The sequence below is a fragment of the Bradyrhizobium sp. 157 genome (assembly GCF_023073815.1).
GTDB lineage: Bacteria > Pseudomonadota > Alphaproteobacteria > Rhizobiales > Xanthobacteraceae > Bradyrhizobium.
On record NZ_JADPKF010000087.1, the window covers coordinates 118655 to 141484 of the forward strand.

A 22830-nucleotide genomic window follows, 5' to 3' on the forward strand; every position below is an offset into this window, starting at 1 on the left:
AATGACCGCAAATCGATCGCGAGACTAAGAGGAAACAATGCCACGCATATTGATGACCGGCGCGGCCGGCGGGATCGGCACATCCTTGCGCAAGCTGTTGCCGCCGATCTATCCGGACCTGCTGCTGAGCGATTTGAAGCCGCCGGCTGATCTCGGCAAGGACGAGAAATTCAAGCCGGCCGATCTCGCCGATCTGGCGCAGGTCGAGGCGATCTGCGAAGGCATCGACGGCATCCTGCATTTTGGCGGTTACTCGGTGGAAGGACCCTGGGATTCGATCCTGCAGTCCAACATCATCGGCGGCTACAATCTGTTCGAGGCGGCGCGGAAGAAGGGTGTGAAGCGCGTGGTGTTCGCCTCGTCGAACCATGCGGTCGGCTTCTACCCGCGCCATCACCGGATCGGCACCGACGTTACTGCGCGGCCCGACAGCCGCTACGGCGTCAGCAAGGTGTTCGGCGAGGCGGTCGGCGCGCTCTATGCGGACAAGCACGGGCTCGGCGTCACCTGTATCCGGATCGGCAATTTCGGCGAGATGCCGCTGGATCACCGCCGTCTCTCGATCTGGCTGAAGCCGGAGGACCTGGTGCAGCTCTGCTGCATCGGGCTCGATCATCCCGACATCCATTTCGAAATCTTCTACGGCGCCTCCTATAATGAACGCGCCTGGTGGGACAACCATCGCGCCTACGAGCTCGGGTATCGGCCGACCGGCCGGGCCGAGGACTTCCGCGAACATGCCATGGCCGAGCAGGCCAAGCTGAAACCTGATCCGGTCGGCGATTACTACCAGGGTGGCACGTTCTGCAGCATGGAGTTCGACGGCGACGAGAGCCGGATTATCGACTGGAAATGAGATACCGAATTCCGGGTCCTGCGCCCTTGCGGCGCCCGGCCCGAAGACCATACTGACGATCATGTGACCCGGCCTCACCAAGACGCCTGGAAACCGGAGCCTCGAAAAACGGGAACAAAAAAATGGCCGACGGACTTCGCAAGGGACTGACGAGTTATGGCGATGCTGGCTTCTCGCTATTCCTGCGCAAGGCCTTCATCAAGGCCATGGGCTACTCGGATGATGCGCTGAACAGGCCGATCGTTGGCATCACCAATACCTACAGCGACTACAATCCCTGTCATGGCAATGTTCCGCAGATCATCGAAGCGGTGAAGCGCGGCGTGATGCTGTCGGGCGCGATGCCGATGGTGTTCCCAACGATTTCGATCGCGGAGAGCTTCGCTTATCCGACCTCGATGTACCTGCGCAATCTGATGGCGATGGATACCGAGGAGATGATCCGCGCGCAGCCGATGGACGCCGTGGTCGTGATCGGGGGATGCGACAAGACGTTGCCGGCGCAGATCATGGCCGCAGTCTCAGCCGACCTGCCGACCGTCGTCATTCCGGTTGGCCCGATGGTGGTCGGTCATCACAGGGGCGAGGTGCTCGGCGCCTGTACCGATTGCCGGCGGCTCTGGGCGAAATATCGCGCCGGCGAAATCGACGACAACGAGATCGAAGCCGTCAACGGCCGGCTGGCGCCTTCGGTCGGCACCTGCATGGTGATGGGCACCGCCAGCACCATGGCGTGCATCACCGAGGCACTCGGTTTGTCGCTGCCGATGAGCGCAACGATCCCGGCGCCGCATGCCGAGCGGTTCCGTTCGGCGGAGGCCAGCGGCAGGGTGGCGGCCGAAATGGCGAAAGCCAAGGGACCGAGGCCGAGCGAGATTCTGACGCCGACATCGTTCCGCAATGCGCAGGTCGTGATGCAGGCGATCGGCGGCTCGACCAATGGCCTGATCCATCTCACCGCGATCGCTCATCGCTCCCCGCACAAGATCGACCTCGAGATATTCGACAAGCTCGGCCGCGAGGTGCCGGTGCTCGTCGATCTGAAGCCGTCGGGCGAACATTACATGGAGCATTTCCACCATGCCGGCGGTGTGCCGAAGCTAATGGCGCAGCTTGGTGACCTCATCGATCTCGACGCAAAGACCATCACCGGCCAGACTCTGCGCGAGATTGTGGCCGGCGCCGAAGATGTTCCGGGACAGGACGCCATCCGTCCGCGCGACAATCCGATCAAGAGGGAAGGCGCGATGGCGGTGCTGCATGGCAGCCTTGCGCCGCGCGGGGCCGTCATCAAGCAGTCGGCGGCCAGCCCAAAACTGCTGCAGCACACCGGCCGTGCCGTGGTGTTCGAATCGGTCGAGGATATGACGCTGCGGGTCGACGACCCCGATCTCGACGTCAACGCTGACGACGTGCTGGTGCTGCGCAACGCCGGTCCCAAGGGGGCGCCGGGCATGCCCGAGGCTGGCTATTTGCCGATCCCGAAGAAGCTTGCGCGTGGCGGCACCAAGGACATGGTGCGGATATCAGACGCGCGGATGAGTGGAACGGCGTTCGGCACCATCGTGCTGCACATTACGCCGGAGTCCGCCGTGGGCGGGCCGTTGGCGCTGGTGAAGAATGGCGACATGATCCGGCTCGACGTCTCCAAGCGCAGCATTGACCTGCTGGTGGATGACGCTGAACTGGAGAAGCGGCGGACCGCGCTTGCGCCGGCCGCAACGCCCGATTGGGCGAGGCGTGGCTACGCGCATCTGTTCAACGAGACGATTCTGCAGGCTGATGAAGGCTGCGATTTCGATTTCATGCGCGGGCAGGGAAAGAAATAGCCCTGCGGCGTCATGCCCCGCGAAGGCGGGGCATCCAGTACTCCGAGGCGCTGAATTCGAATCGAGAGTGCGCGGCGTACTGGATGATTCGCTTCGCGGATGATGACAGTTGAGCAGGCGGTATCAACGCGCCGCTACTTCCCCTTGCTGGTGAACTTCTTCACCGCAACGCGAAATTCATCCGTTTGCATGGCATCGATGATCTTCGCTTCCTCGGCATCGAGCTGCTGCTTCGTCGGCGTAACCGCGGCCTGATAGACCAGCGACTTGGTGCCGCTGATCGCCGCTGGCGGGTTCTGTGCCAGCCGCTCGGCGAATTTGCGCGTCTCAGCCTTCAGCTCTGCCGCCGGAACGACGCGGGCAACCAGACCCCACTCATAGGCCTGCTGCGCGGTAAAACTGTCCTCTGCCAGAAAGATCTGCAGCGCGCGGCGGGTGCCGACGGTGCCGACCATGCCGACCGTACTGCCTCCGTCAGGCGAGACGCCGATCTTGGCATAGGCCGGCGTAAAGCGGGCGTCGTCGGCGGCAATGCAGAGATCGGCGACGAAGGCGAGCCCCATGCCGGCGCCAGCCGCGGAGCCATGGACGCTGGAGAGAACGATCTTGGGCATCCGCCGTACTGCTTCGATGAAGGCATGGTAGTGCTTCAGTAGTTCGCCGACCACGGGGGCGATCGTATCGTTGGCGGCGGCGGCGCCGATGGTCTGCAGATCGCCGCCGGCCGAGAAGGCGCGGCCTTCACCCTCGATCACCAGCACCCTTACGTCGTCATTGCCCTCGACCTCCGCGCCGAGCTGCTCGAGCTTTTGTGCGATCGACAGATTGATGGAGTTGAAAGCCGCGGGGCGATTGAGCGTGATCGTGGCGATCGGGCCCTCGATCCGGAGCAGGGCAGGGGCGGCGGTATCATCGGAGGTCGACATGGCAAGGCCTCGCGGAGCGCGGCGGATGGACCAGGCATTTAAATGGAGAAGGCAAGAGGTGACAATCCCCGCCAGGTCCGCAAAATGCGGCAAACACCGCCCTCAAGGCCGCCGTCGCCCTTGCGTCTGTTCGCGCCATGAGGTCAGATAGGCGCCCGTCATCGTTCGGGACGGACACGAGCGCCGCTCCCAAGGGACGAGGCAGGCAAGCCAAAATCACTGGAGAGGAAACGACATGGGTCATTCCCGTGCGCTCGAACGTAGGATGTCCCCATGATGGCAGGAGCAGTTGTGATCATCGGCGCGGGCCATGCCGGCTATCAGCTTGCGGCTTCGCTGCGCCAGCACGGCTTTTCGGAACGCATCGTGTTGTTGAACGATGAAGGCCATCTGCCTTACCAGCGACCGCCGCTGTCCAAGGCCTATCTGAAAGGAACCGGCGGACCCGACAGCCTGATGTTCCGGCCGGAAAAATTCTATCTCGACCAGAATATCGATCTGATCTCCGATCGCGCGGTGTCGATCGACCGCGCGGCGCGCAAGGTGGCGCTCGCCTCCGGCGCTTCGCTCGATTACGGGCATCTGGTGCTGGCGACCGGCGCGCGCAACCGCCTGCTCGACATTCCCAACGCCAATCTCGACAGCGTGCGTTACTTGCGCACGCTCGACGAAAGCCAGTCGCTGCGCGACTACATCACCGAAGGCCAGCGCGTGGTCGTTATCGGCGCCGGTTTTATCGGCCTGGAGTTTGCGGCGACGGCGCGGGCAAAGGGCCTCGAAGTCGACGTCGTCGAACTCGCCACGCGCGTGATGGCGCGCGCGGTGACGGCGGAGATCTCGGAGTTCTTCCAGTCACGGCATGCTGCGGCCGGCATCCGAATTCACCTCGGCGTGCAGGTCACCAGCATCGAAAGCGACGGACGCACGGTTACGGGCGTCAGCCTCAGCGATGGCCGGCACATGAAAGCCGACCTGATTGTGGTCGGGGTTGGCGTGTTGCCGAATGTGGAACTGGCGGCGGACGCCGGCCTGCCGGTCGCGTCGGGCATCATCGTCGATGAGCACTTGCTGACCGCCGATCCCAATATCTCGGCGATTGGCGACTGCGCGTTGTTTGCGAGCCCGCGTTTCGGCGGTTCACTGCGGCTGGAGTCGGTGCAGAACGCCACCGACCACGCGCGCTGCGTTGCGGCCCGGCTGACCGGCGATGCCAAGCCGTATGACGGCCTGCCCTGGTTCTGGAGCGATCAGGGGCCCGACAAGCTCCAGATCGCAGGACTAACCACCGGCTACGACCGCGTGGTGGTGCGCGGTGATCAGGCCCAGGCGGCATTCTCGGCTTTTTGCTACAGGGGCGGACAACTCGTCGGCATCGAGTCAGTCAACCGCGCGGGCGATCACATGTTCGGACGGCGCCTGCTTGCCGCCCATGGCTCGATCACGCCCGAGCAGGCGGCCGATACGAGCTTCGACCTGAAAAAGGCCCTGACTTAAGCGGAGGCGGCCGAGTTCTGTAGCCCGGATGGAGCGAAGCGCAATCCGGGGCTGTTGCAAGCGGGTGAGCGTCCCGGATTTCGCTTCGCTCCATCCGGGCTACGAGCTCAACACCGCCGCCACTTCGGCTGCCGTCGGCATCGATGGCGCGGCGCCCATTCGCTGTACGCAGATCGATGCGGCGGCGTTGGCGTATTCGAGCGCGTCGCCGATCGTTTCTCCTCTGGCAAGCTGCGCAGCGAGGGCGCCGACGAAGCAATCGCCGGCGCCGGTGGTGTCCACGGCCTTTACGGCCCGTCCCGCAATCAGCGTGGGCTCGCCGCGTACAATCGCGAGCACGCCGCGCTTGCCAAGTGTAACGCAGATGATCTTGTCTGAAGCCGTTGGCAGGCGCAGCGCCGCTTCGACGAATCGGGAAGGGTCGTCGGTGTCGTGAAGCTCGGTCTGCGCGAGAAGCCCCAGCTCGGTTTCGTTGAGAACAAGGATATCGACGAGATCGAGCAATTCGGGGCCGCAGGCGATCGCCGGCGCCGGATTGAGGATGGTAGTCGCGCCGGCGGCGCGCGCTCGTTTGAAGAAGGCGACGATCGTGGGCTGCGGAATCTCGAACTGACTTACGGCAATGTCGCCCTTGGCAAGCGTGGGGACGGCGACATCGTCGGCACTGACGAGCGCATTGGCGCCGGGCACGACGACGATGGTGTTGTCGGCGTTGGCGATCGTGATCACGGCCGTTCCAGTATGGACGTCTACGGTGTCCTTGACGAAAGCGAGATCGACGTTTTGCTGGCTGAGGAATGTCCGCAATTGCTTCCCGAAAGCATCCGCGCCTAGCCGGCCGATCAGCGTTGACGGTGCGCCGAGTTTTGCGGCGGCCACGGCCTGGTTGGCGCCCTTGCCGCCTGGAAAATAATGCACCGCCTGACCTGCGACGGTCTCGCCGACCTTCGGATGCCGGTCGGCCGTCGCCACCACATCCATGTTGATGCTGCCGGCGACGAACACGCGCCCCATGCGTACTAACCCCCGTTCGCTTCCTCAGGCGCTGACCTGAAACTCTCGCGTGATCGCCTCGATGTCGGCGAGCGTGGGCAGGCCGGCCTCATTGCCGAGACGCTGGACCTTGAAGGTCGAGGCCGCGCGCGCAAGCTCGAAATGCTCCTGCCAGCTTTTAGCAGGATTGGCGAGATAGGAATAGACATAGGCGCCGTGGAAGACGTCGCCTGCGCCGTTGGTATCGATAACGCGTTCGGGTGTGACCGGAAGTGCGGGAAGGCGGCGGACGGTGCCGGTCTCGTCATACCAGAGCAGGCCCTTCTCGCCCATGGTGACGCCGCCGATCCGGCATCCGCGGCTCTTCAGATAATCCAGCATGGCCTCCGGCGTCTTGTCCATCTGTTCGCACAGCCGTTCGGCCACGATTGCGACGTCGATGAATTCCAGCAGTTCATGGGTGTTGGTGCGCAGGCCGCCGCCGTCGAGCGATGTCAGAATGCCGTCCTCGCGGCAGAGTTTGGCATAGTGGATTGCCGCGTCCGGCTGATGGCCGTCGACATGCAGCGCGCGACAGCCCTTCAAGTTCAGCATCGGGAAGGGATGAATGTGCTCGTCGTCGCGGCAGCGTACGATGGCGCGTTTGCCGTCTTTCGGCATGATGAACGACAGCGACGAGGAGTTGACCTTGCGCGGATGGATCGAGATGCCGTATTTCGCGGCCATGTCCTGAAACATGCGGCCGAGCCAATCATTGGCCATAGTCGCGATCAGGTCCGGCACGATCCCGAGCTTGGCACAGCAGAACGCCGCCGTCACGGCGTTGCCGCCAAACGACACCGCGTAGGCGGAGGCCACATGTTTTTCGTCGCCAGTCGGCATGTGGTCGGTGATGAAGGTAACGTCGATATAGGTCTGTCCGATGAAGAGGGCCTGCATGCGTTTTCCGTCATGTCCTGCAGAGTGTTGGGCGAAGATGGTCCCGGCGCGGCGCACACACATTAGCACTGGTTATCGGATGCATTCGCTGAAATTATTCGCAACCGTGCCGTCTTTGCTGCTTGAGATGGGAGTATAGAGGAGACTGCGACCGTCCTTAAGGGGGGCTTGGGCATACCGTCGTATAACGGCTGACGGCTGCCCGGGTTTCGCCTACGGCGCGACAAAAGTGGAGGAAATGATGACGGTTTATTCCGGTCCCGTGTTCGACATGGCGGTTAATCAGTTTGGCGTCATCGCCAACCATCTCGAAATCCCGATGGACGAGCGCGACCGCATCTTGATGCCGAAGCGGGCGGTTACTGTCTCTTGCCCGATCCACCGCGACGACGGCACGGTTGCCGTGTACGAAGGCTATCGGGTGCAGCATCATCTCACCCTCGGCCCGACCAAAGGCGGCACGCGATTCGCGCCCTCGGTCGATATCGGCGAGGTCGCGGCCCTTGCGATCTGGATGAGCTGGAAATGCGCGCTCGTCGGGCTGCCGTATGGCGGCGCCAAGGGCGGCGTCAATGTCGATCTCTCCACCATTTCCAAGCGCGAATTGGAAGGGCTGTCGCGCCGCTACATGCAGGAGATGATCCCGTTCGTCGGTCCGCATACCGATGTGATGGCGCCGGACATGGGCACCAACGAACAGGTGATGGCCTGGTTCATGGACACGTATTCGATGTACCAGGGCCAAACCGTGACCGAGATCGTGACCGGCAAGCCGGTCTCGTCGGGCGGCACGCTCGGCCGCCGCGAAGCAACCGGGCGCGGCGTCGCCTATCTGGCCAAACGGGTGCTCAAGGAGCTATCGATCAATCCGGGCAGCGCGACCGCCGTGATCCAGGGCTTTGGCAATGTCGGCTCCTATGCCGCGCTGGAACTACAACAATATGGCCTGAAGATCATCGCGGTCAGCGATCACACCGGCGCGCTACATGATCCGAAGGGGCTGGATATTCCAGCATTGATGCGACATGCCGGCGCGCATGGAAGTATCGCCGGGTTCTCCAACGAGCTTACTTTCGATCCCGAGCAGATCCTCACGCTACCCTGCGACGTGCTGGTGCCGGCGGCGATGGAGCGCGTGATCGATGCCAAGGTCGCTGAAAACCTGAAGTGCCGCGTGCTGGCCGAGGGTGCCAACGGTCCGACCACGCCGGAAGCCGATCTGGTGTTGGAGAAGCGCCAGGGCGAAGTATTCCTGATTCCTGACATTCTCTGCAATTCCGGCGGCGTCGTCGTCAGCTACTTCGAATGGGTTCAGGACCTGCAGCAATTGTTCTGGGAGGAAGAGGAAGTGACACGGCGCGAATACGCGATCCTCGATCGCGCCTTCGATGCCATGGTGCAGCGCGCGAAAGCCGACAAGATCCCGCACCGCACGGCGGCGATGGCCATCGGCGTCGAGAAGGTGCGCGCGGCCAAGAACGTGCGGGGGCTTTTTCCGTGATCACCGGCCTCGATCACGTCGTCGTTCTCACCGGCGACATCAACGCAGCCTCCGCCGCTTACCAGACCTTGTTTGCCCGCGCGCCGGCCTGGCAGAACAGCGGCGAAGGGGCTGACCGCGTCCTGTTCACGCTCGACAACACCACGCTGGAATTGATGGCGCCGAGCGGCGACGGCGCAAATGCCGACCGCATTCGCAGCGTTCTTGCGACCCAAGGCGAGGGACTCGCAAGCATCTGCTTCCGAACCAGTGACATCGCCAAAATGCATCGCCGGCTCGACCGGCTGACGCTGAAGCCGGACGTGATCGCCGACGTCGAAAGCCGCGACGCGATTTCGGGTGCCGTGCTGTCGTGGAAGCGCACGCGCGCGGCGCCAGAGGCCACGCGCGGCGTCCGTGTGTTCTTCCTCGAGCGCGACAAGGAGCGCCCGCTGTCGGTGCGAACCACGCCCGGATCGATCTCAGCGATGGACCATGTCGTGATCTCGACCTCAGACCCTGAACGGGCCGCGGCGCTCTATGGCGCGCGGCTCGGCCTCGACATGGCGCTCGACCGTTCGCACCCCGATTGGGGCCGGCTGATGTTCTTCCGCTGCGGCGACCTCATTGTCGAGGTCACGCACCGGCCGGGCAAGGAGACGGATATGTCGCAGGACAAACTTCAAGACAAACTTCGCGGCCTGTGCTGGCGCGTCGCCGACATCGACGCCACCCATGCCCGGCTCGTACAGGCGGGCGTCGACGTCTCGGAAGTCCGCACCGGCCGCAAGCCGGGAACGCGGGTGATGACGGTACGCAGCGGGACATGCGGTGTGCCCACGCTGCTGGTGCAGCCGTCGGCGGGGCCGGCGAGCGCTGCCGACTGACCCAGCCGTCATTGCGAGGAGCGTCAGCGACGAAGCAATCCAGTCTTGCTTTGGCCTCTGGATTGCTTCGCTTGCGCTCGCAATGACGGTCGGGATAGAGCATCCCTCGTTCTCAAACGCTTCCCTGCATGCTACAGCTTGTGTTGCACGACCACGGGCGATTGATTTGGCAAAGGCAAAACGCGTTCAGAAATGGCAGCGCGACCCCGAGGGGATGCGGCTTCGCATTCTCGAGGCCGCCAAGCAGGAGTTCGCCGCCCATGGCCTGGCCGGCGCGCGCGTCGACCGCATCGCGGCCAATGCCGGCGCCAACAAGCGCATGCTGTACTACCACGTCGGCAACAAGGAAGACCTCTACCTCGCAGTGCTGGAAGGCGCCTATGAGAAGATCCGTTCCGAGGAGCGCGGGCTCGATCTCGAACATCTCGATCCGCCCGAGGCGATCGAACGGCTGATCGAGTTCACCTGGAACTATTTCCTCCGCAACCCGGAATTCTTGGCGCTGCTCAACACCGAAAACCTCGCCAAGGCGCGCCATCTGAAGCGCTCGACCAAGGTGAAGTCGATGCATTCGCCATTCGTCGAAATGATCCGCACCGTGGTGACGCGCGGCGTCGAAAGCGGCGATTTCCGCGTCGCCGTCGATCCGGTCCAGCTCTATATCTCGATCGCCGCGCTCTGCTTCTTCTATCTCTCCAACAGCGCGACGCTTTCCGTGATCTTCGGCCGCGACCTCCTGAAGAAGGAGGCGAGGGATGAGCGGCTGGCGCATATGGTCGCGCTGGTGCTGGCGGCGTTGACGGGCAAATCGACCGCGGATTTCGGCAAGGCCGCCGAGCCGGGCGTGCGGCCGCCGGCGCATCAGCCGGTGTGAGCCGTCGTCCTGCGCACGCGGGAACCCGATAGCCACCGACCCTGATTGCTGCATCGGAAGGCGGCTCCAGCACTCGCAAAGTACGCAGCCGTGGTTATGGAACCCCGCTTTCGCGGGGGCGATGGAACCGGCCATTTCGCCGCACAAAAACCCGCTTGCCAGTATTTATCCAACGGGTTAATTTCCGACCATAAGAGGATAACCAGGGAGCGGGACGTGGCCGAGCTGAAGCGCGAGAGTGGCGTATCGAAAGCGCTGAACGCGGCGTGGGTGCGGCCGTTTCTGTTCCTGCTCTTCATCGTAGTGATGTGGGACCTCACCATCCGCGTATTCCAGATTCCGGCCTACCAGATCCCGGCGCCCGGCGATGTCGTGGCGGTGCTGCGGACGGATTGGCCGGAACTGTTGCGGCAGGCCTGGCCCACCACTTACGCCACCATCTGCGGCTTCCTGCTGTCGGCCGTGTTCGGCATTCCCGTCGCGATGCTGATTGCGGGATCGAAGACGGTGGAGAGCTACGTCTATCCGCTGCTGGTTTTCTCGCAATCCGTGCCGAAGATCGCGATCGCGCCGCTGTTCGTGGTGTGGTTCGGTTTCGGCATCATCCCGAAGGTGATCTCGGCGTTTCTGCTCGGGTTTTTTCCGGTGGTGGTGTCCGCCGTGCAGGGCTTCAAATCGGTCGACCCTGACATGGTCGATCTCGCGCGCGCCATGCAGGGCAGCCGCTTCCAGGTGTTTCGCGCCGTCAACCTGCCGCACGCGATGCCGGCGATCTTCTCCGGCCTGAAAGTCTCGGTGACGCTTGCCGTCGTCGGTGCTGTCGTCGGCGAGTTCGTCGGCTCCAATTCCGGCATCGGCTATGTGATGCAGCGCTCGATCGGTACCTTCGACTTGCCGATGATGTTTGCCGCGCTCGTGATCCTGGCGCTGCTCGGCGTCGTCCTGTTCTGGGTCGTTGATCGGATCGAGCGCCTCGTGATTCCCTGGCATGTCAGCCAGCGCGAGGACATCGTTTTTGCTTCTTGAGGGAATACCGCACGAAACAACAACACAGAACGTCATTGCGAGCGCAGCGAAGCAATCCATGGCGCCGCAAGTGGAGGAATGGATTGCTTCGCTTCGCTCGCAATGACGAAGCAAACGGGAGGATGACCATGATAAGAGTGATAACGGCGATCTCCGCCGCCCTGATCTGGACCGCGCTTTCTGTGCTTCCGGCATCGGCCGCCGACAAGGTGGTTCTGATGCTGAACTGGTACGTCTATGGCGAGCACGCGCCATTCTATTACGGCAAGGCCAAGGGCATTTATGCCGCCGAAGGCATCGATCTCGAAATCCAGGAAGGCCGCGGCTCGGCGGCGACCACGCAAGCCGTTGCGGCCAAGACCGCCAATTTCGGCTATGTCGACGTGCCCACCATGATGCGCGCGGCGGTCAAGGGCGCGCCGATCATCTCTACCGGCGTGCTGCTGCAGACCAGCCCGATGTCGGCGATGGGCTTTGTCGAGAAGAACATCACGAAGCCTGAGGACATCAAGGGCAAGACGGTGGCGATCACGCCGGCCGATTCCATGACGCAGATATGGCCGCTGTTTTTGAAGAAGACCGGCCTGAAGGAAAGCGATTTCCAGACGGTCGCCGGCGACGGCCAGACCAAGCTGAACGCCGTCATCAACGGCCAGGCGGACCTTCTGCTCGGCTATGTCATGGACCAGTCGATGAAGATCAAGGACGCGACCGGTAAGGACGTCAACGCGATCAAGTTCGCCGACTACGGCATCAACATGGTCTGCTCGGGCGTCGTCGCCAACACCGACTTCGTCAAGGCCAACGCCGATCTGGTCAAGCGCTTCATGTCGGCGACCACCAAAGCGGTCGAAGCCGCTGAGAAGGACCCGAAGGGTGCAGCGCAGGCGATTCTCGATGCCAACCCGAAGGGCGGCAAGCTCGAGACATTGACGAAGGGCTTTGAGCTGACAATCCCGCTCTACCGCACGGCTGAAACCAAGAACAAGCGGCCGTTCCAGGTGACCGACCAGAACATGACCGACACGGTCAATCTGATGGTCGAATATGGCGGGTTGGATGCCAAGGCCAAGGACAATCCGAAGGCGTTTTACACCAACGACTACCTGCCGCAGGGCGGCTCGTGAGGGACGCGTGCGATCGGGCAATTGGGGCCTCGTGGTTCGAGACGCGCGGCGTTGCCGCGCTCCTCACCATGAGGGTCTCAGATCTTATCCCGAGGCCTCAAACCTCATCCTGAGGAGGCGCGAAGCGCCGTCTCGAAGGATGAAAGCCCGCACCGGTGCCGAAAGAAAACTTCCAAATGGACGTTAACTGAATGAACCCCGCGACCAAACCAACCGAGATCGATCAGCCAGCCGCGCATTTGCGCCTGGTGTCCGGTCGCGCAGGCGGCGCGGCGGCAGGCATCACGCTATCAGGCGTCTCCAAAACCTATCGCTCGCGCGACGGCGACGTGCCGTCGCTGCGGCCGCTGGATTTCCACATCAACGAGGGCGAGTTCTTTGTCGTGGTCGGCCCGTCCGGCTGCGGTAAGTCCACGCTGCTCAAGATGATATCTGGGCTGCTGGCACCGTCGACCGGTGAGATCCTGGTCGAAGGCGAGCAAGTCACAAAACCGCACGGCAATGTCGGCATCGTGTTCCAGAACGCGCTGCTGCTGCCGTGGCGCAACATCCTGGCCAACGTGATGTTGCCGATCGACATGAAGAAATTGCCGCGCGACGAGTATCTGCCGCGGGCGAAGGCGCTGCTGAAGCTGGTCGGACTCGAAGGCTTCGAGAAAAAGCTGCCCTGGCAATTGTCCGGCGGCATGCAGCAGCGCGCCTCGATCTGCCGGGCGCTGGTGCACGATCCCAAGATCATGCTGATGGACGAGCCATTCGGTGCGCTCGATGCCATGACGCGCGAGAAGATGAACGTCGAGTTGATGCGCATCCAGCGCGAAACCGGCAAGACCGTGCTGCTGATCACGCACTCGATTCCGGAAGCGGTGTTCCTGGCCGATCGCGTGCTTGTCATGACCGAGCGGCCCGGTGCGATCGCCGCGATCTACGACGTGCCGCTGCCCCGCCCACGCTCGCTCGACGCGATGGCCGATCCCGCCTTCACCGACCTGGTGCAGCGAATTCGCAAGCACTTTTTCACGCAAAGCGCGCTGGACTGAAAGCTGGCTCGATGCCGTTACGCTTGGCCGTACGAGACATCTCCTTTTTTGAACGTCCGGTCACTTTCGCCCGGCCGTTCCGGTTTGGCGCGGTCGTCATCAATGCGACGCCGCAAGTCTTTGTGCGCGTCGAGATCGAGGTCGAACGCCAGGGCAGGGCGCTAGGCGCCAGCGCCGAGTTCCTGGTGCCGAAGTGGTTCGACAAGCGGCCGCATCTTTCGCCGGAAGAAACGGTTGCAGAATTGCGCCGCTCGCTGCTGATCGCGCGCGATATCTATCTGGCGCATCCCACTTACGACACAGCATTCGGCCTGCACGCGGCCTGCATCGGCGCGCAAATCGAGGCCTGCGCGCGAGCAGACATTCCGCCGCTGGCGGCGGCCTACGGGCCGGCCGAAATCGACAAGGCGATTCTTGACGCGCTGCTGCGTTGCACGGGAACCAGCTTCTTCGACGGCATGGCCGACAACATCGCAGGCGTGGATGCACGACTGTCGCGCGATCTCGGCGACGATGACGTGTCGCGCTTTCTCGCAGGCCGAAAACGGCTGGAGCGCGTCGCGATCCGGCATACGGTTGGCATGGACGACAAGATCGAAGGCGAGGGCGGCGTTGCCGACAGACAAGAAAACGCTGGCGCGCGCTACTTCAAGCTCAAGCTAAACGGCGATCCCGCGCACGATGCCGACCGGCTGATCCGGATCGGCAATGAACTGGCGACGCTGTCGTACGATTACCGTGTCACCCTCGACGCTAATGAACAGTACGCCGATCTCACTGCGTTGAATGCGCTTGTCGAGCGGCTTGACCGCGACGCCGCGCTGCGGCCGATCGCGCAAAAGCTCCTCTACATCGAGCAGCCGATGCCGCGCGACATCACCCGCCAATCGCCGCTCGGCGCGCTGGCGCGGCGCGATTTTATCGTCGACGAGGCCGACGATGCCTACGACGCCTTCCCGGTGGCGCAGGCGCTCGGTTATCGCGGCATCTCCTCGAAATCCTGCAAGGGCATCTACAAGTCGGTGATTAACGCCACGCGCGCGGCCAAATGGAGCGCAAGCGGCGAAAGATACTTCATCGCTGGCGAGGACCTGACCTGCCAGGCGGGCCTTGCCGTGCAACAGGATCTCGCGCTCGGCGCGCTGATCGGCGTCACTCATGCTGAGCGCAACGGCCACCACTATGTCGACGGTTTTGGCGATACGCCCGTCACGGAAGCGGAGGCGTTTCTGGCAGGCCATCCCGATCTATATATCCGCGGCGGCAACAAAATTCGTCTCGCGATCCATGATGGCGATCTCCTCACGGGATCGCTGACCACACCTGGCTTCGCTACAGCGGTGGATCCGGACTGGTCCGCGATGTCACCGCTCGCGCAGCCCTCGCCAAAAATTCCCTTGGAGAAAGCAGTATGACGACCAAACGCCTCGGCCTGATCATGAACGGCGTGACCGGCCGCATGGGACTCAATCAGCATTTGGTCCGCTCCATCATCGCGATCCGCGATCAGGGCGGCGTGCTGCTGTCCAACGGCGACCGCATACTGCCCGACCCGATCCTGATCGGCCGCGATGCGGAAAAGGTGGAGCGGCTGGCCAAGCGCTTCAACGTGGAGCGCTGGTCGACCGATCTCGACAAGGCGCTGGCCGCGAAGGACGACACTATCTTCTTCGACGCCGCGACCACGCAGGCGCGCCCGTCGCTGCTGACCAAGGCGATCGAGGCCGGCAAGCACGTTTATTGCGAAAAGCCGATCGCGACCAATCTGGAGGAGGCGGTCGCTGTGCTGAAGCTCGCCAAGGCCAAAGGCATCAAGCACGGCACGGTGCAGGACAAGCTGTTCCTGCCGGGCCTGAAGAAGCTAGCCTTCCTGCGCGATTCCGGCTTCTTCGGCCGCATGCTCTCGGTGCGCGGCGAGTTCGGCTATTGGGTGTTCGAAGGCGGCTGGCAGGAAGCGCAGCGGCCGTCGTGGAATTACCGCAGCGAGGACGGCGGCGGCATTATTCTCGACATGGTCTGCCACTGGCGCTACGTGCTCGACAATCTCTTCGGCGAGGTCGAGAGCATCTCCTGCCTCGGCACGACCGATATCCCCGAGCGCTTCGACGAGACCGGCAAGAAGTACACGGCGACCGCCGACGACTCTGCCTATGCCACCTTCCGCCTCAAGGGTGGCGTGATCGCGCATATCAACATGAGCTGGGTGACCCGGGTTTACCGCGACGATCTCGTCACGTTCCAGGTCGACGGTACCCACGGCTCGGCGGTGGCCGGCCTGACCGACTGCGTGATCCAGGCGCGGCAAGCCACGCCGCGGCCGGTGTGGAATCCGGACGAAAAGCGCGCCCACGATTTCTACGCCGACTGGCAGAAGGTTCCCGACAACGTTGTCTACGACAACGGCTTCAAGGAGCAGTGGGAAATGTTCATTCGCCACGTCTGTGAGGAGGCGCCCTACAAGTACACGCTGCTGGAAGGCGCCAAGGGCGTGCAGCTTGCCGAATGCGCGCTGCAGAGCTGGCGCGAGCGGCGCTGGATCGATGTCGCCCCGATCGAGGTGTGAGGAGGGATAGCCATGAACAAGCCTGTCCTGCCGACGTCATCGCTGTCGCTGAAGTTGCCGACCGCGGATCGTTCGATCGAGACCTATCGCCTGGCGGCGCCGCGAACGTTTCCGGCGAAGCTCGAAGGCACGCTGAACCGCGTGGCCTTCTCGGCCGCGCATGTGGTGGCCGATCCGCTCGCCGATAACGATCCATGGCTTAGCGCTGCGATTGATTGGGATCGGACCATTGCGTTCCGCGAGCACGTTTGGGATCTCGGCCTTGGCGTCGCCGAAGCGATGGACACCGCGCAGCGCGGCATGGGGTTGGATTGGTCGACCTCGCTGGAACTGATCCAGCATTCGGTAAAGGCTGCGAAAGCGAAAGGCAATGCGCTGGTGTTTTCCGGCGCCGGCACCGACCACCTCGCAGTGGAAGACGCAAAATCGATCGACGACGTGATCCGCGGCTATGAGGAGCAGATCGCGGCCGTGGAGAAGGCCGGCGGCCGTATCATCTTGATGGCCTCGCGCGCATTGGCAAAGCTTGGTCGTAGCGCCGACGATTATGCAAAGGTCTACAACCGGGTGCTGTCGCAGGTCCGCGAGCCTGTGATTATCCATTGGCTCGGCGACATGTTTGATCCGGCGCTATCCGGCTACTGGGGCACCGCTGATCTCGACAAGGCGATGGATACGGCGGTTGCCATCATCAACGCCAATGCTACCAAAGTCGACGGCGTCAAGGTTTCGCTGCTCGACAAGCAGCGCGAGATCGACATGCGCCGGCGCCTTGATTCCAAGGCGAAGATGTATACCGGCGACGATTTCAACTATGCCGAGCTGATCGCGGGCGACGAGCAAGGCTTTTCGCATGCGCTGCTCGGCATCTTCGATGCGATCGCGCCGGCGGCGTCCTATGCACTGTCGCGGCTGGCTGCCGGCGACGCGGCCGGTTTCCATGACGTGCTGGGGCCGACGGTGCCGCTGTCGCGGCATATCTTCAAGGCGCCGACGCGGTTTTACAAGACGGGCATCGTGTTCATGGCCTATCTCAACGGCCACCAGGATCATTTCACCATGGTCGGTGGGCAGGAGAGCACGCGCTCGACGCTGCATCTGGCTGAACTGTTCCGCTTGGCCGACAGGGCTGGGCTGCTCTCCAACCCTGAACTGGCAACGCGGCGCATGAAGACGGTGCTGGCAACGCGCGGCATCGAACCCTGATGCGCGATTTCTCGAGCGATCATCGCTGGCTGTCGCTGAACACGGCTACCGTTCGGAAGCAGGGTGATCTCGTTGCCATCATCGACGCCTGTGCGCGCCATGGCATCCGCGCCATCGATCCCTGGCGCGACCAGGTTGCGGCCATCGGCCTCGAGCGCGCAGCGCGGGCCGTGCGCGACGCCGGCCTTGAATTATCCGGTTATTGCCGCGGCGGCATGTTCACCGCTGATGCGGCGCACCGCATCGAGGTGCGCGACGACAACCGCCGTGCGGTGGACGAAGCCAGGGCGCTGGGTGCACCCTGTATCGTGCTGGTCGTCGGCGGCCTGCCGCAATATTCGCGGCCGGGAAGCGCAGCCTCGAAAGATATTGTGGCCGCGCGGACGCAAGTCCATGACGCCATCGCGGAAATGCTGGAGTACGCGAGAGAGGTCAACATGCCGCTCGCGATCGAGCCTTTGCATCCGGCCTACGCCGCCGACCGTGCCTGCGTGAACACGACGAAGCAGGCGCTGGACATCTGCGACCAGCTCGATCCGCAGCGCACTGGCGCGCTCGGTGTTGCGCTCGACGTCTATCACATCTGGTGGGACCCGGAACTGATGCCGCAGATTGCGCGCGCGGGGAAGGATCGATTGCTGGCGTTTCACGTCTGCGACTGGCTGGTGCCGACAAAAGACATCCTCAACGACCGCGGCATGATGGGCGACGGCGTTATCGACATCACATCTGTGCGATCAGCGGTCGAGGCGCAGGGCTTTGCCGGCTATTCCGAGATCGAAATCTTCTCCAACGAGTGGTGGACAAGGCCGATGGATGAGGTCCTGCAGACCTGCATCGCGCGGCATCGGACGGTGGTCTAGCAGCCGTCACTCGAAAACGCTTGTTCCGCTGTCTCAATGACGGACGATGTTGTCTCGTATGTGAACTGCCGCACCACTCCTTTTCTGATGCCGTCGCATGAAGAGACAGCGCGCGGTTCCCGATTTAACCTTTTCCGCGGGTATTTAGCTTAACAAAGGGTTACCGTTGCGCCTGGATAAACTCCGGCGCTAGCAATCGCACGGAGAAAGTCTCCACAAGCGATGAGCGACAACATGAAAATCCTTTACGCAATTGCGACGCTGGCCCTGCTGTCGACATCGGCACAGGCCTGGCAGGTCGTGGAACGCTGCACCTACAGCAAGTTCTATGGCAGGGTGTGCACGACGTCCTATCTGGACGATCCGGTGCGCAGCGAGGCGCAGGATCAGGAAGACGCAAAGGCAAGGCGCGCCAGCATCGAGAAGTGGGAAGCGTTCTGCAAGCCGAAACGCACCTACGACAACGAAGGTGTCGTCCGCCTGGTTTACGCCCGCAAGGGCTGCGAGTTCGGCCGCAGCGAGTAGCACGCATCTCCTCGCCGCGAGCGAGGAGGATTCCGAGTCCTACGGCTCGATGAACGGCGGGCAACGCGCAGCGCGCCCGACAGACCGCTAAATCTTTATCGACCAAATTGCGATCCGGTTAGTCACACAGCTTTACGCCGCCTCAATGCTTGTCGGTCATTCCTGACAGACGCATTCATCAAGGGGCAGTGTCCATGCGCGTCTTCATCGCAATCTCGATCGTCGTTGCTTCGGTCTCCTCCGCGTCCGCCCAATTCGCGATGGATCACGGCCATGCCGCGGATGCCGTCCAGGCCGCCCGCGCAGCACGGGCCGCAGCGGATGCCAAGGCTGCGGCCATTGCCTCCGGCGCGCCGCTGCTTCCCAGCCAGCAAACCAATTTCTACGTCGGCAGCCGCGGCACCGTGAAGATCGTGCCCCGGACCTCGGAAGAACTGAAGGCCGATGAAGCCGCCCAGGCTGCCTGGAGGGAGCGCTGCCGGCCGACGGTGGTTGAAGACCGCGAGGGCCTGCGGCGCGTGAGATATGCCGAACGGGATTGCGATCTCTCCCGCTTCAATACTGCGGGCAACTAAGGCGCGTGTTCATAAAGGGCCGTCATGTCCAGTCTGCTTTCAAAGCGGCTCAATTGGAAGCCGCGAAATGACGGGATCGACCAAGAGCAGACCGCGACCGCCTAACTAGTCCAATCGCAGCCGATAGCAATCGAACTCCGTTCCGTAGGCCCTCTTACGACCATCTGGCCGAAAACCGAGTTTATTCGCAACTCGTACGGACCTTTCGTTCTCGGGATTGATGCAGGCGATAATCTCCTTCAGCCCGACCTCGTCCCTCGCGTACTGGACTACGCGAAGGGCAGCTTCTGTGGCGTAACCGTTCCCCCACGCGCTCCTTGGCAGTCGCCAACCTATTTCGATTTCGGGACCCTCCAGCGCCAGTGGGATAAGCAGGGCCATGCCCAAGAACGAGTTGTCGTCGAATCGGTTGCGGAGCGTCCACCATCCAAGTCCTTTTCCCGGATCAACGGCTAAGCGCGTGCGCAGGGAGGCTTGATACCGGTTGACGTCGAAATTGTCCCGAAAATCGGGCGTGATGAAGCGCCGAACTTCGATGTCCTTGTCCATGGCAACGTAGGCATCGACGTCGGCTGCGGCCCGAGGCCGCATACAAAGACGCGGCGTTTCTAGCGTTGGCACCATGATAAAGACATACCGAGTGGCTGCGTGGCGCACAACCTCTCCCGTGGGTCAATAGACAAGCGTCGAGGCGGGCTGAAGCTTTCAGCGTCGAGGCTAAAGCCTGCTTTCGGCTAGGCCCTCCCGGGTCGAAATGCTAGAGCATCCCCAACTACCGTTGGGGCGGCATGACTTTCACTTCCTGGCATTTCGGCACCTTCGCCGCGATCGTATTCGCGGCGTATTACCTTCCGGCGCGCCCAAGCTGAGAAATCTGGCGCTCGCGGGGGGCTCGCCGCTCACCGGGCTGGAGATCGTCGCGACCCAGCCGCAGCTTCCGAGTTTCATTCTGATCGAAGCGAATGTTCTCGCCCGCCGGACCGATGCCGCGCTGGTCGAACGTTACTCACGCGGCGATGCCGAGCCATTGTTCTTTCGCCCGGTCAGGGCCGCGGTAGCCGCCTACGAGCAGCGGATTCACGCGCCGCTGACGCATGAGCAGGTTTGGCTCGAGCTACGCAGATTGGTCGGGCAGCCGCCGAGCGATTTCGACAACCGGGCCTATGCAGATCGCGCGCTGCAGCAATTCAACGCGGAGGATCCGACGGATGCAGTGCAGTCTAACGCGAAACGGATTGGGGAGCTGATCCGGATCGCGGAACAACGCGGTGCGCGCGTGCTGCTGTTCGAGCTACCCTATTCCGAACCGATCGAAGGCTCGCGATATGCGGCGATCACACGGGAAATTATTCACGCCGCGTTTCCGGATTCCCATCGATGGCTGTCTATCAAGTGAAGCGAGGCGAGCTGCGCTGGGCCGATGGTGTTCATCTCGACGAGCGCTCTGCGGTCATCGTAACACAGGCGCTGGAGCGCGCCTTGGCATTGGCGCGCGTGGCCAAGTGACGGGGGCCTTGTCTTTCTCGAAAAGCCCAGGCTGGGGGGTTACCGTGATTGAGCAAGGAAGGCGATGATCTTTTTTCTGTCCTCGCTCGATGAGAGGCCGCCATACGGCTTCATGTTGTTGCCGGGCACGACCTCATCGGGGTTCGCGATGAAGCGATCGAGCTTCTCCTCATCCCAGACGAATCCTGCCTCCTTCATTGCGCTAGAAAACGCATAGTCTGGTAGCGATCCCGCTTTCCGTCCGACAATCTTGTGCAGGTTGGGACCCAGCCGATTGTCGCCCTCTCTCATGATGTGGCAGGTCCGACAGGCATTGTTGAAGGCCTGTTGTCCTGAGACGCCCTCCGCGCCTTGCGGCGCCTGGGGCATGGCGGAAGGCGATAGAAGCATGCACGCCAGTCCGCTCAACGCGCCTATCACGAACGTCCGACTGTGCCGCAAACGTGCGTCTCGCCGGCTGGATGTTGGCTGGACGAGCAGCGTGACAAAGGGCGATTGCCTCATTCGATCCTCATCAAGAAGAATGGTGGGCGTGTTCGGTCACTGGCTTGCGACCTGCGGCATCGTATTGAAGCGCGCCTTCTGCTCGTTGCTCAGCGTGGCATAGAATTCGTCCAGCGCCGGCTGCACCAGCACGGCTGCCTCCAGCATGGCTTCGAGTCGCTTCTCCATTGCCTCCAGCCGTCCGAGCGGTGTGAGCGGCACGTCGTCGGGGCAGGCGGCCTGCAACTTCTGGACCGCGTCGTTCGTCGCCTTGTTCAAGACGTCGAGCGCGTCCTTCTGTTTGCCTGCCGGATGTATCACGGCCTCGATCCGCTCGATCGGTAGCTGCGTGAGGCTGGATTTCGGGTCACCGCAGCGCTCGGTTTGCGCATTTGCCTCCTGCTGCGGCTGCTGTTGCGAACGCTCGCCGACGTTCGGGCCGAGCGCGTTGAAGCGGGCCTTTTGCTCGTCATCCAGCGAGTTGTAGAACCGCTCAAGCGCCGGACGCACGATCCTTACCGCATCGAGCGTAGCCGTCACGCGGTTCGTCATCGCCCGCAGGCGACCGGGCGGCGTCATGGCAAAGGAATCGGCGCAAGAATTCTTGAAGACGTCGGCGGCCTTGGCCGCGGCGGCCTTCAGTTCGTCGAGCAGGGCGCGCTGCTCGGGCGTCGGCTGCACTGCGCGCACGATCGACGCAATCGGCCACGCAGTCACGCCCTCGTCCGGCGCTCTGCACACTTGCCGCAGCGCCTGCCGGCTTACGCTTGCGCGCTTGCCCCGTCGGTAATCGGTGACCGCCGCCCCGGGCTCAGGATATCTGGCGTAAGCGGAATACGGGCTGTCCGTACCCCAAAACACCGTATCGACGAAGTCGTCGTAGGCATACGCCCAATAGCCGGGGTCATAGGCGTAGGGCCAGAACGTGTAATTGAAGATGTCGGAATAGGCGTAAGGCCAGAAGACCGGGCCGAGCCAGGCCACGAACGCGGCGCGGTGGCCGCGCTTCCAGGCATGCCGGGGAGCCCAGCGGTTCTCCCGGGCGGTCAGCGCCGCTCGGGCTTGCAGGGCATCATTGCTGCGGAAGTGCGCGGAAAATCGCCCGCGGGCCGCCGCCTGCACGGCCGCGGCAGAGGCGGATCGTTCAGCCGAAGGCTGCGGGCCCAGCCGCTGCAGGCGTGCCTGGTCACGTTCTTGGATGCGCTGCTCGCGCTGGAGTAGTCGTTGCTGTGTTTGCAGCAGCCTTTCCTGCGAGCGTTGCGCCCGGAGATCTTCCGGCCTTTGCGATTGCAATTGCTGGACGCGCTGCTGCAGGCGATCGATGCGGCCCTGCCGCTCCGTGCTCTGGCGCGACAGCATGTCACGCTGCCGCTCCTGCACCATTTCCTGCCGCTGCTGGAGGCGCTGCTCACGCTGCTGCGCACGTGTTTCGATCTGTTCCGTTCGCGAAGGGCGTGCGCCGACAACGGGCGATGCGTCCGGCCGCGGTGGTGCGGCGATGCGCGGTTCCGGGGGCCTCGCCATGGCGGGTCGCTGCGGCGGCGCGGCACGATGGATTTCAGGTCGCGGCGCTACCACGCGCGGCGCGGCCGGGCGCGGTGGCGCGGCGATACGCGGCGGCGCCGCCTGTGGGGCCAT

Annotated in this window: 23 protein-coding genes; 17 read left to right on the top strand and 6 right to left on the bottom strand. The window is 63.0% G+C overall.

Going from position 1 to position 22830, the window contains the following annotated elements; genetic code table 11:
* Positions 1–37 precede the first annotated feature (37 nt).
* Positions 38–856, top strand: coding sequence for an NAD(P)-dependent oxidoreductase (locus tag IVA95_RS24500; RefSeq protein ID WP_247512833.1), 819 nt, complete (start codon positions 38–40; stop codon positions 854–856).
* 122 nt (positions 857–978) lie between these two features.
* Entirely contained in the window at positions 979–2685 is a 1707-nt protein-coding gene (locus IVA95_RS24505) for an IlvD/Edd family dehydratase (protein ID WP_247512834.1), read from the top strand.
* 134 nt (positions 2686–2819) lie between these two features.
* On the opposite strand, the gene IVA95_RS24510 is transcribed toward IVA95_RS24505, so the two are convergent.
* Positions 2820–3611, bottom strand: a complete 792-nt coding sequence (locus IVA95_RS24510) for an enoyl-CoA hydratase/isomerase family protein (protein ID WP_247512835.1) — start codon at positions 3609–3611, stop codon at positions 2820–2822.
* 273 nt (positions 3612–3884) lie between these two features.
* Here IVA95_RS24510 and IVA95_RS24515 point away from each other — a divergent pair, with 273 nt between their 5' ends.
* Positions 3885–5105, top strand: a complete 1221-nt coding sequence (locus IVA95_RS24515; RefSeq protein ID WP_247512836.1) for an FAD-dependent oxidoreductase — start codon at positions 3885–3887, stop codon at positions 5103–5105.
* A gap of 99 nt (positions 5106–5204) precedes the next feature.
* On the opposite strand, the gene IVA95_RS24520 is transcribed toward IVA95_RS24515, so the two are convergent.
* Positions 5205–6119 (bottom strand): ribokinase, encoded by a 915-nt coding sequence (locus tag IVA95_RS24520; protein WP_247512837.1) that lies wholly within the window; start codon positions 6117–6119, stop codon positions 5205–5207.
* A gap of 24 nt (positions 6120–6143) precedes the next feature.
* Positions 6144–7037 carry a sugar kinase gene (locus tag IVA95_RS24525; RefSeq protein WP_247512838.1) on the bottom strand — a complete coding sequence of 298 codons (894 nt, stop codon included), beginning with the start codon at positions 7035–7037 and terminating at the stop codon, positions 6144–6146.
* 241 nt (positions 7038–7278) lie between these two features.
* Here IVA95_RS24525 and IVA95_RS24530 point away from each other — a divergent pair, with 241 nt between their 5' ends.
* From IVA95_RS24530 to IVA95_RS24585, 12 genes are all read left to right on the top strand, one after another.
* A complete protein-coding gene (locus IVA95_RS24530) occupies positions 7279–8538 on the top strand; it encodes a Glu/Leu/Phe/Val dehydrogenase (protein ID WP_247512839.1) in 1260 nt (419 codons plus the stop codon).
* Positions 8535–9404 (top strand): VOC family protein, encoded by an 870-nt coding sequence (locus IVA95_RS24535; protein ID WP_247512840.1) that lies wholly within the window; start codon positions 8535–8537, stop codon positions 9402–9404. Before IVA95_RS24530 ends, IVA95_RS24535 begins: the two co-directional genes overlap by 4 nt.
* A gap of 166 nt (positions 9405–9570) precedes the next feature.
* Positions 9571–10278, top strand: a complete 708-nt coding sequence (locus IVA95_RS24540) for a TetR/AcrR family transcriptional regulator (protein WP_247512841.1) — start codon at positions 9571–9573, stop codon at positions 10276–10278.
* A 216-nt stretch (positions 10279–10494) separates the two neighbouring features.
* On the top strand, positions 10495–11304 hold the full coding sequence (locus IVA95_RS24545) for an ABC transporter permease (RefSeq protein ID WP_247512842.1): 810 nt from the start codon (positions 10495–10497) through the stop codon (positions 11302–11304).
* Between the two features lie 128 nt (positions 11305–11432).
* Entirely contained in the window at positions 11433–12431 is a 999-nt protein-coding gene (locus IVA95_RS24550; RefSeq protein WP_247512843.1) for an ABC transporter substrate-binding protein, read from the top strand.
* 191 nt (positions 12432–12622) lie between these two features.
* Complete coding sequence (locus IVA95_RS24555) at positions 12623–13471, top strand: ABC transporter ATP-binding protein (protein ID WP_247512844.1); 849 nt, start codon at positions 12623–12625, stop codon at positions 13469–13471.
* An 11-nt stretch (positions 13472–13482) separates the two neighbouring features.
* On the top strand, positions 13483–14886 hold the full coding sequence (locus IVA95_RS24560) for a hypothetical protein (RefSeq protein WP_247512845.1): 1404 nt from the start codon (positions 13483–13485) through the stop codon (positions 14884–14886).
* The gene (locus tag IVA95_RS24565) at positions 14883–16034 is read left to right on the top strand and encodes a Gfo/Idh/MocA family oxidoreductase (RefSeq protein ID WP_247512846.1); all 1152 of its coding nucleotides are present in this window, start codon (positions 14883–14885) and stop codon (positions 16032–16034) included. The genes IVA95_RS24560 and IVA95_RS24565 overlap by 4 nt, the downstream gene beginning before the upstream one ends.
* 12 nt (positions 16035–16046) lie before the next feature.
* On the top strand, positions 16047–17240 hold the full coding sequence (locus tag IVA95_RS24570) for a dihydrodipicolinate synthase family protein (protein ID WP_247512847.1): 1194 nt from the start codon (positions 16047–16049) through the stop codon (positions 17238–17240).
* Positions 17240–18103 carry a sugar phosphate isomerase/epimerase family protein gene (locus IVA95_RS24575; RefSeq protein ID WP_247512848.1) on the top strand — a complete coding sequence of 288 codons (864 nt, stop codon included), beginning with the start codon at positions 17240–17242 and terminating at the stop codon, positions 18101–18103. The genes IVA95_RS24570 and IVA95_RS24575 overlap by 1 nt, the downstream gene beginning before the upstream one ends.
* A 234-nt stretch (positions 18104–18337) precedes the next feature.
* Positions 18338–18628, top strand: a complete 291-nt coding sequence (locus IVA95_RS24580) for a hypothetical protein (RefSeq protein ID WP_247512849.1) — start codon at positions 18338–18340, stop codon at positions 18626–18628.
* 194 nt (positions 18629–18822) lie between these two features.
* Positions 18823–19203 carry a hypothetical protein gene (locus tag IVA95_RS24585; protein ID WP_247512850.1) on the top strand — a complete coding sequence of 127 codons (381 nt, stop codon included), beginning with the start codon at positions 18823–18825 and terminating at the stop codon, positions 19201–19203.
* A gap of 105 nt (positions 19204–19308) precedes the next feature.
* Here the strand turns inward: IVA95_RS24585 and IVA95_RS24590 are convergent, their stop codons facing one another.
* Positions 19309–19827, bottom strand: coding sequence for a GNAT family N-acetyltransferase (locus IVA95_RS24590; protein ID WP_346658041.1), 519 nt, complete (start codon positions 19825–19827; stop codon positions 19309–19311).
* Between the two features lie 154 nt (positions 19828–19981).
* On the opposite strand from IVA95_RS24590, the gene IVA95_RS24595 reads away from it, so the two are divergent.
* Positions 19982–20599 carry a hypothetical protein gene (locus IVA95_RS24595; RefSeq protein WP_247512852.1) on the top strand — a complete coding sequence of 206 codons (618 nt, stop codon included), beginning with the start codon at positions 19982–19984 and terminating at the stop codon, positions 20597–20599.
* Entirely contained in the window at positions 20581–20709 is a 129-nt protein-coding gene (locus IVA95_RS38835; protein ID WP_256470269.1) for a hypothetical protein, read from the top strand. Before IVA95_RS24595 ends, IVA95_RS38835 begins: the two co-directional genes overlap by 19 nt.
* A gap of 39 nt (positions 20710–20748) precedes the next feature.
* Here IVA95_RS38835 and IVA95_RS24600 read toward each other — a convergent pair whose 3' ends face one another.
* Both IVA95_RS24600 and IVA95_RS24605 read right to left on the bottom strand, forming a co-directional pair.
* On the bottom strand, positions 20749–21099 hold the full coding sequence (locus tag IVA95_RS24600; RefSeq protein ID WP_247512853.1) for a c-type cytochrome: 351 nt from the start codon (positions 21097–21099) through the stop codon (positions 20749–20751).
* Positions 21100–21249: 150 nt separating this feature from the next.
* Positions 21250–22830 (bottom strand): Spy/CpxP family protein refolding chaperone, encoded by a 1581-nt coding sequence (locus IVA95_RS24605; RefSeq protein WP_247512854.1) that lies wholly within the window; start codon positions 22828–22830, stop codon positions 21250–21252.

Coding starts and splice junctions, on each gene's coding strand:
- IVA95_RS24500 (WP_247512833.1), top strand. CDS start 38: ATGCCACGCATATTGATGACCGGCGCGGCCGGCGGGATCGGCACATCC.
- IVA95_RS24505 (WP_247512834.1), top strand. CDS start 979: ATGGCCGACGGACTTCGCAAGGGACTGACGAGTTATGGCGATGCTGGC.
- IVA95_RS24510 (WP_247512835.1), bottom strand. CDS start 3,611: ATGTCGACCTCCGATGATACCGCCGCCCCTGCCCTGCTCCGGATCGAG.
- IVA95_RS24515 (WP_247512836.1), top strand. CDS start 3,885: ATGATGGCAGGAGCAGTTGTGATCATCGGCGCGGGCCATGCCGGCTAT.
- IVA95_RS24520 (WP_247512837.1), bottom strand. CDS start 6,119: ATGGGGCGCGTGTTCGTCGCCGGCAGCATCAACATGGATGTGGTGGCG.
- IVA95_RS24525 (WP_247512838.1), bottom strand. CDS start 7,037: ATGCAGGCCCTCTTCATCGGACAGACCTATATCGACGTTACCTTCATC.
- IVA95_RS24530 (WP_247512839.1), top strand. CDS start 7,279: ATGACGGTTTATTCCGGTCCCGTGTTCGACATGGCGGTTAATCAGTTT.
- IVA95_RS24550 (WP_247512843.1), top strand. CDS start 11,433: ATGATAAGAGTGATAACGGCGATCTCCGCCGCCCTGATCTGGACCGCG.
- IVA95_RS24555 (WP_247512844.1), top strand. CDS start 12,623: ATGAACCCCGCGACCAAACCAACCGAGATCGATCAGCCAGCCGCGCAT.
- IVA95_RS24560 (WP_247512845.1), top strand. CDS start 13,483: ATGCCGTTACGCTTGGCCGTACGAGACATCTCCTTTTTTGAACGTCCG.
- IVA95_RS24565 (WP_247512846.1), top strand. CDS start 14,883: ATGACGACCAAACGCCTCGGCCTGATCATGAACGGCGTGACCGGCCGC.
- IVA95_RS24570 (WP_247512847.1), top strand. CDS start 16,047: ATGAACAAGCCTGTCCTGCCGACGTCATCGCTGTCGCTGAAGTTGCCG.
- IVA95_RS24575 (WP_247512848.1), top strand. CDS start 17,240: ATGCGCGATTTCTCGAGCGATCATCGCTGGCTGTCGCTGAACACGGCT.
- IVA95_RS24580 (WP_247512849.1), top strand. CDS start 18,338: ATGAAAATCCTTTACGCAATTGCGACGCTGGCCCTGCTGTCGACATCG.
- IVA95_RS24585 (WP_247512850.1), top strand. CDS start 18,823: ATGCGCGTCTTCATCGCAATCTCGATCGTCGTTGCTTCGGTCTCCTCC.
- IVA95_RS24590 (WP_346658041.1), bottom strand. CDS start 19,827: ATGGTGCCAACGCTAGAAACGCCGCGTCTTTGTATGCGGCCTCGGGCC.
- IVA95_RS38835 (WP_256470269.1), top strand. CDS start 20,581: ATGGCTGTCTATCAAGTGAAGCGAGGCGAGCTGCGCTGGGCCGATGGT.
- IVA95_RS24600 (WP_247512853.1), bottom strand. CDS start 21,099: ATGCTTCTATCGCCTTCCGCCATGCCCCAGGCGCCGCAAGGCGCGGAG.
- IVA95_RS24605 (WP_247512854.1), bottom strand. CDS start 22,830: ATGGCCCCACAGGCGGCGCCGCCGCGTATCGCCGCGCCACCGCGCCCG.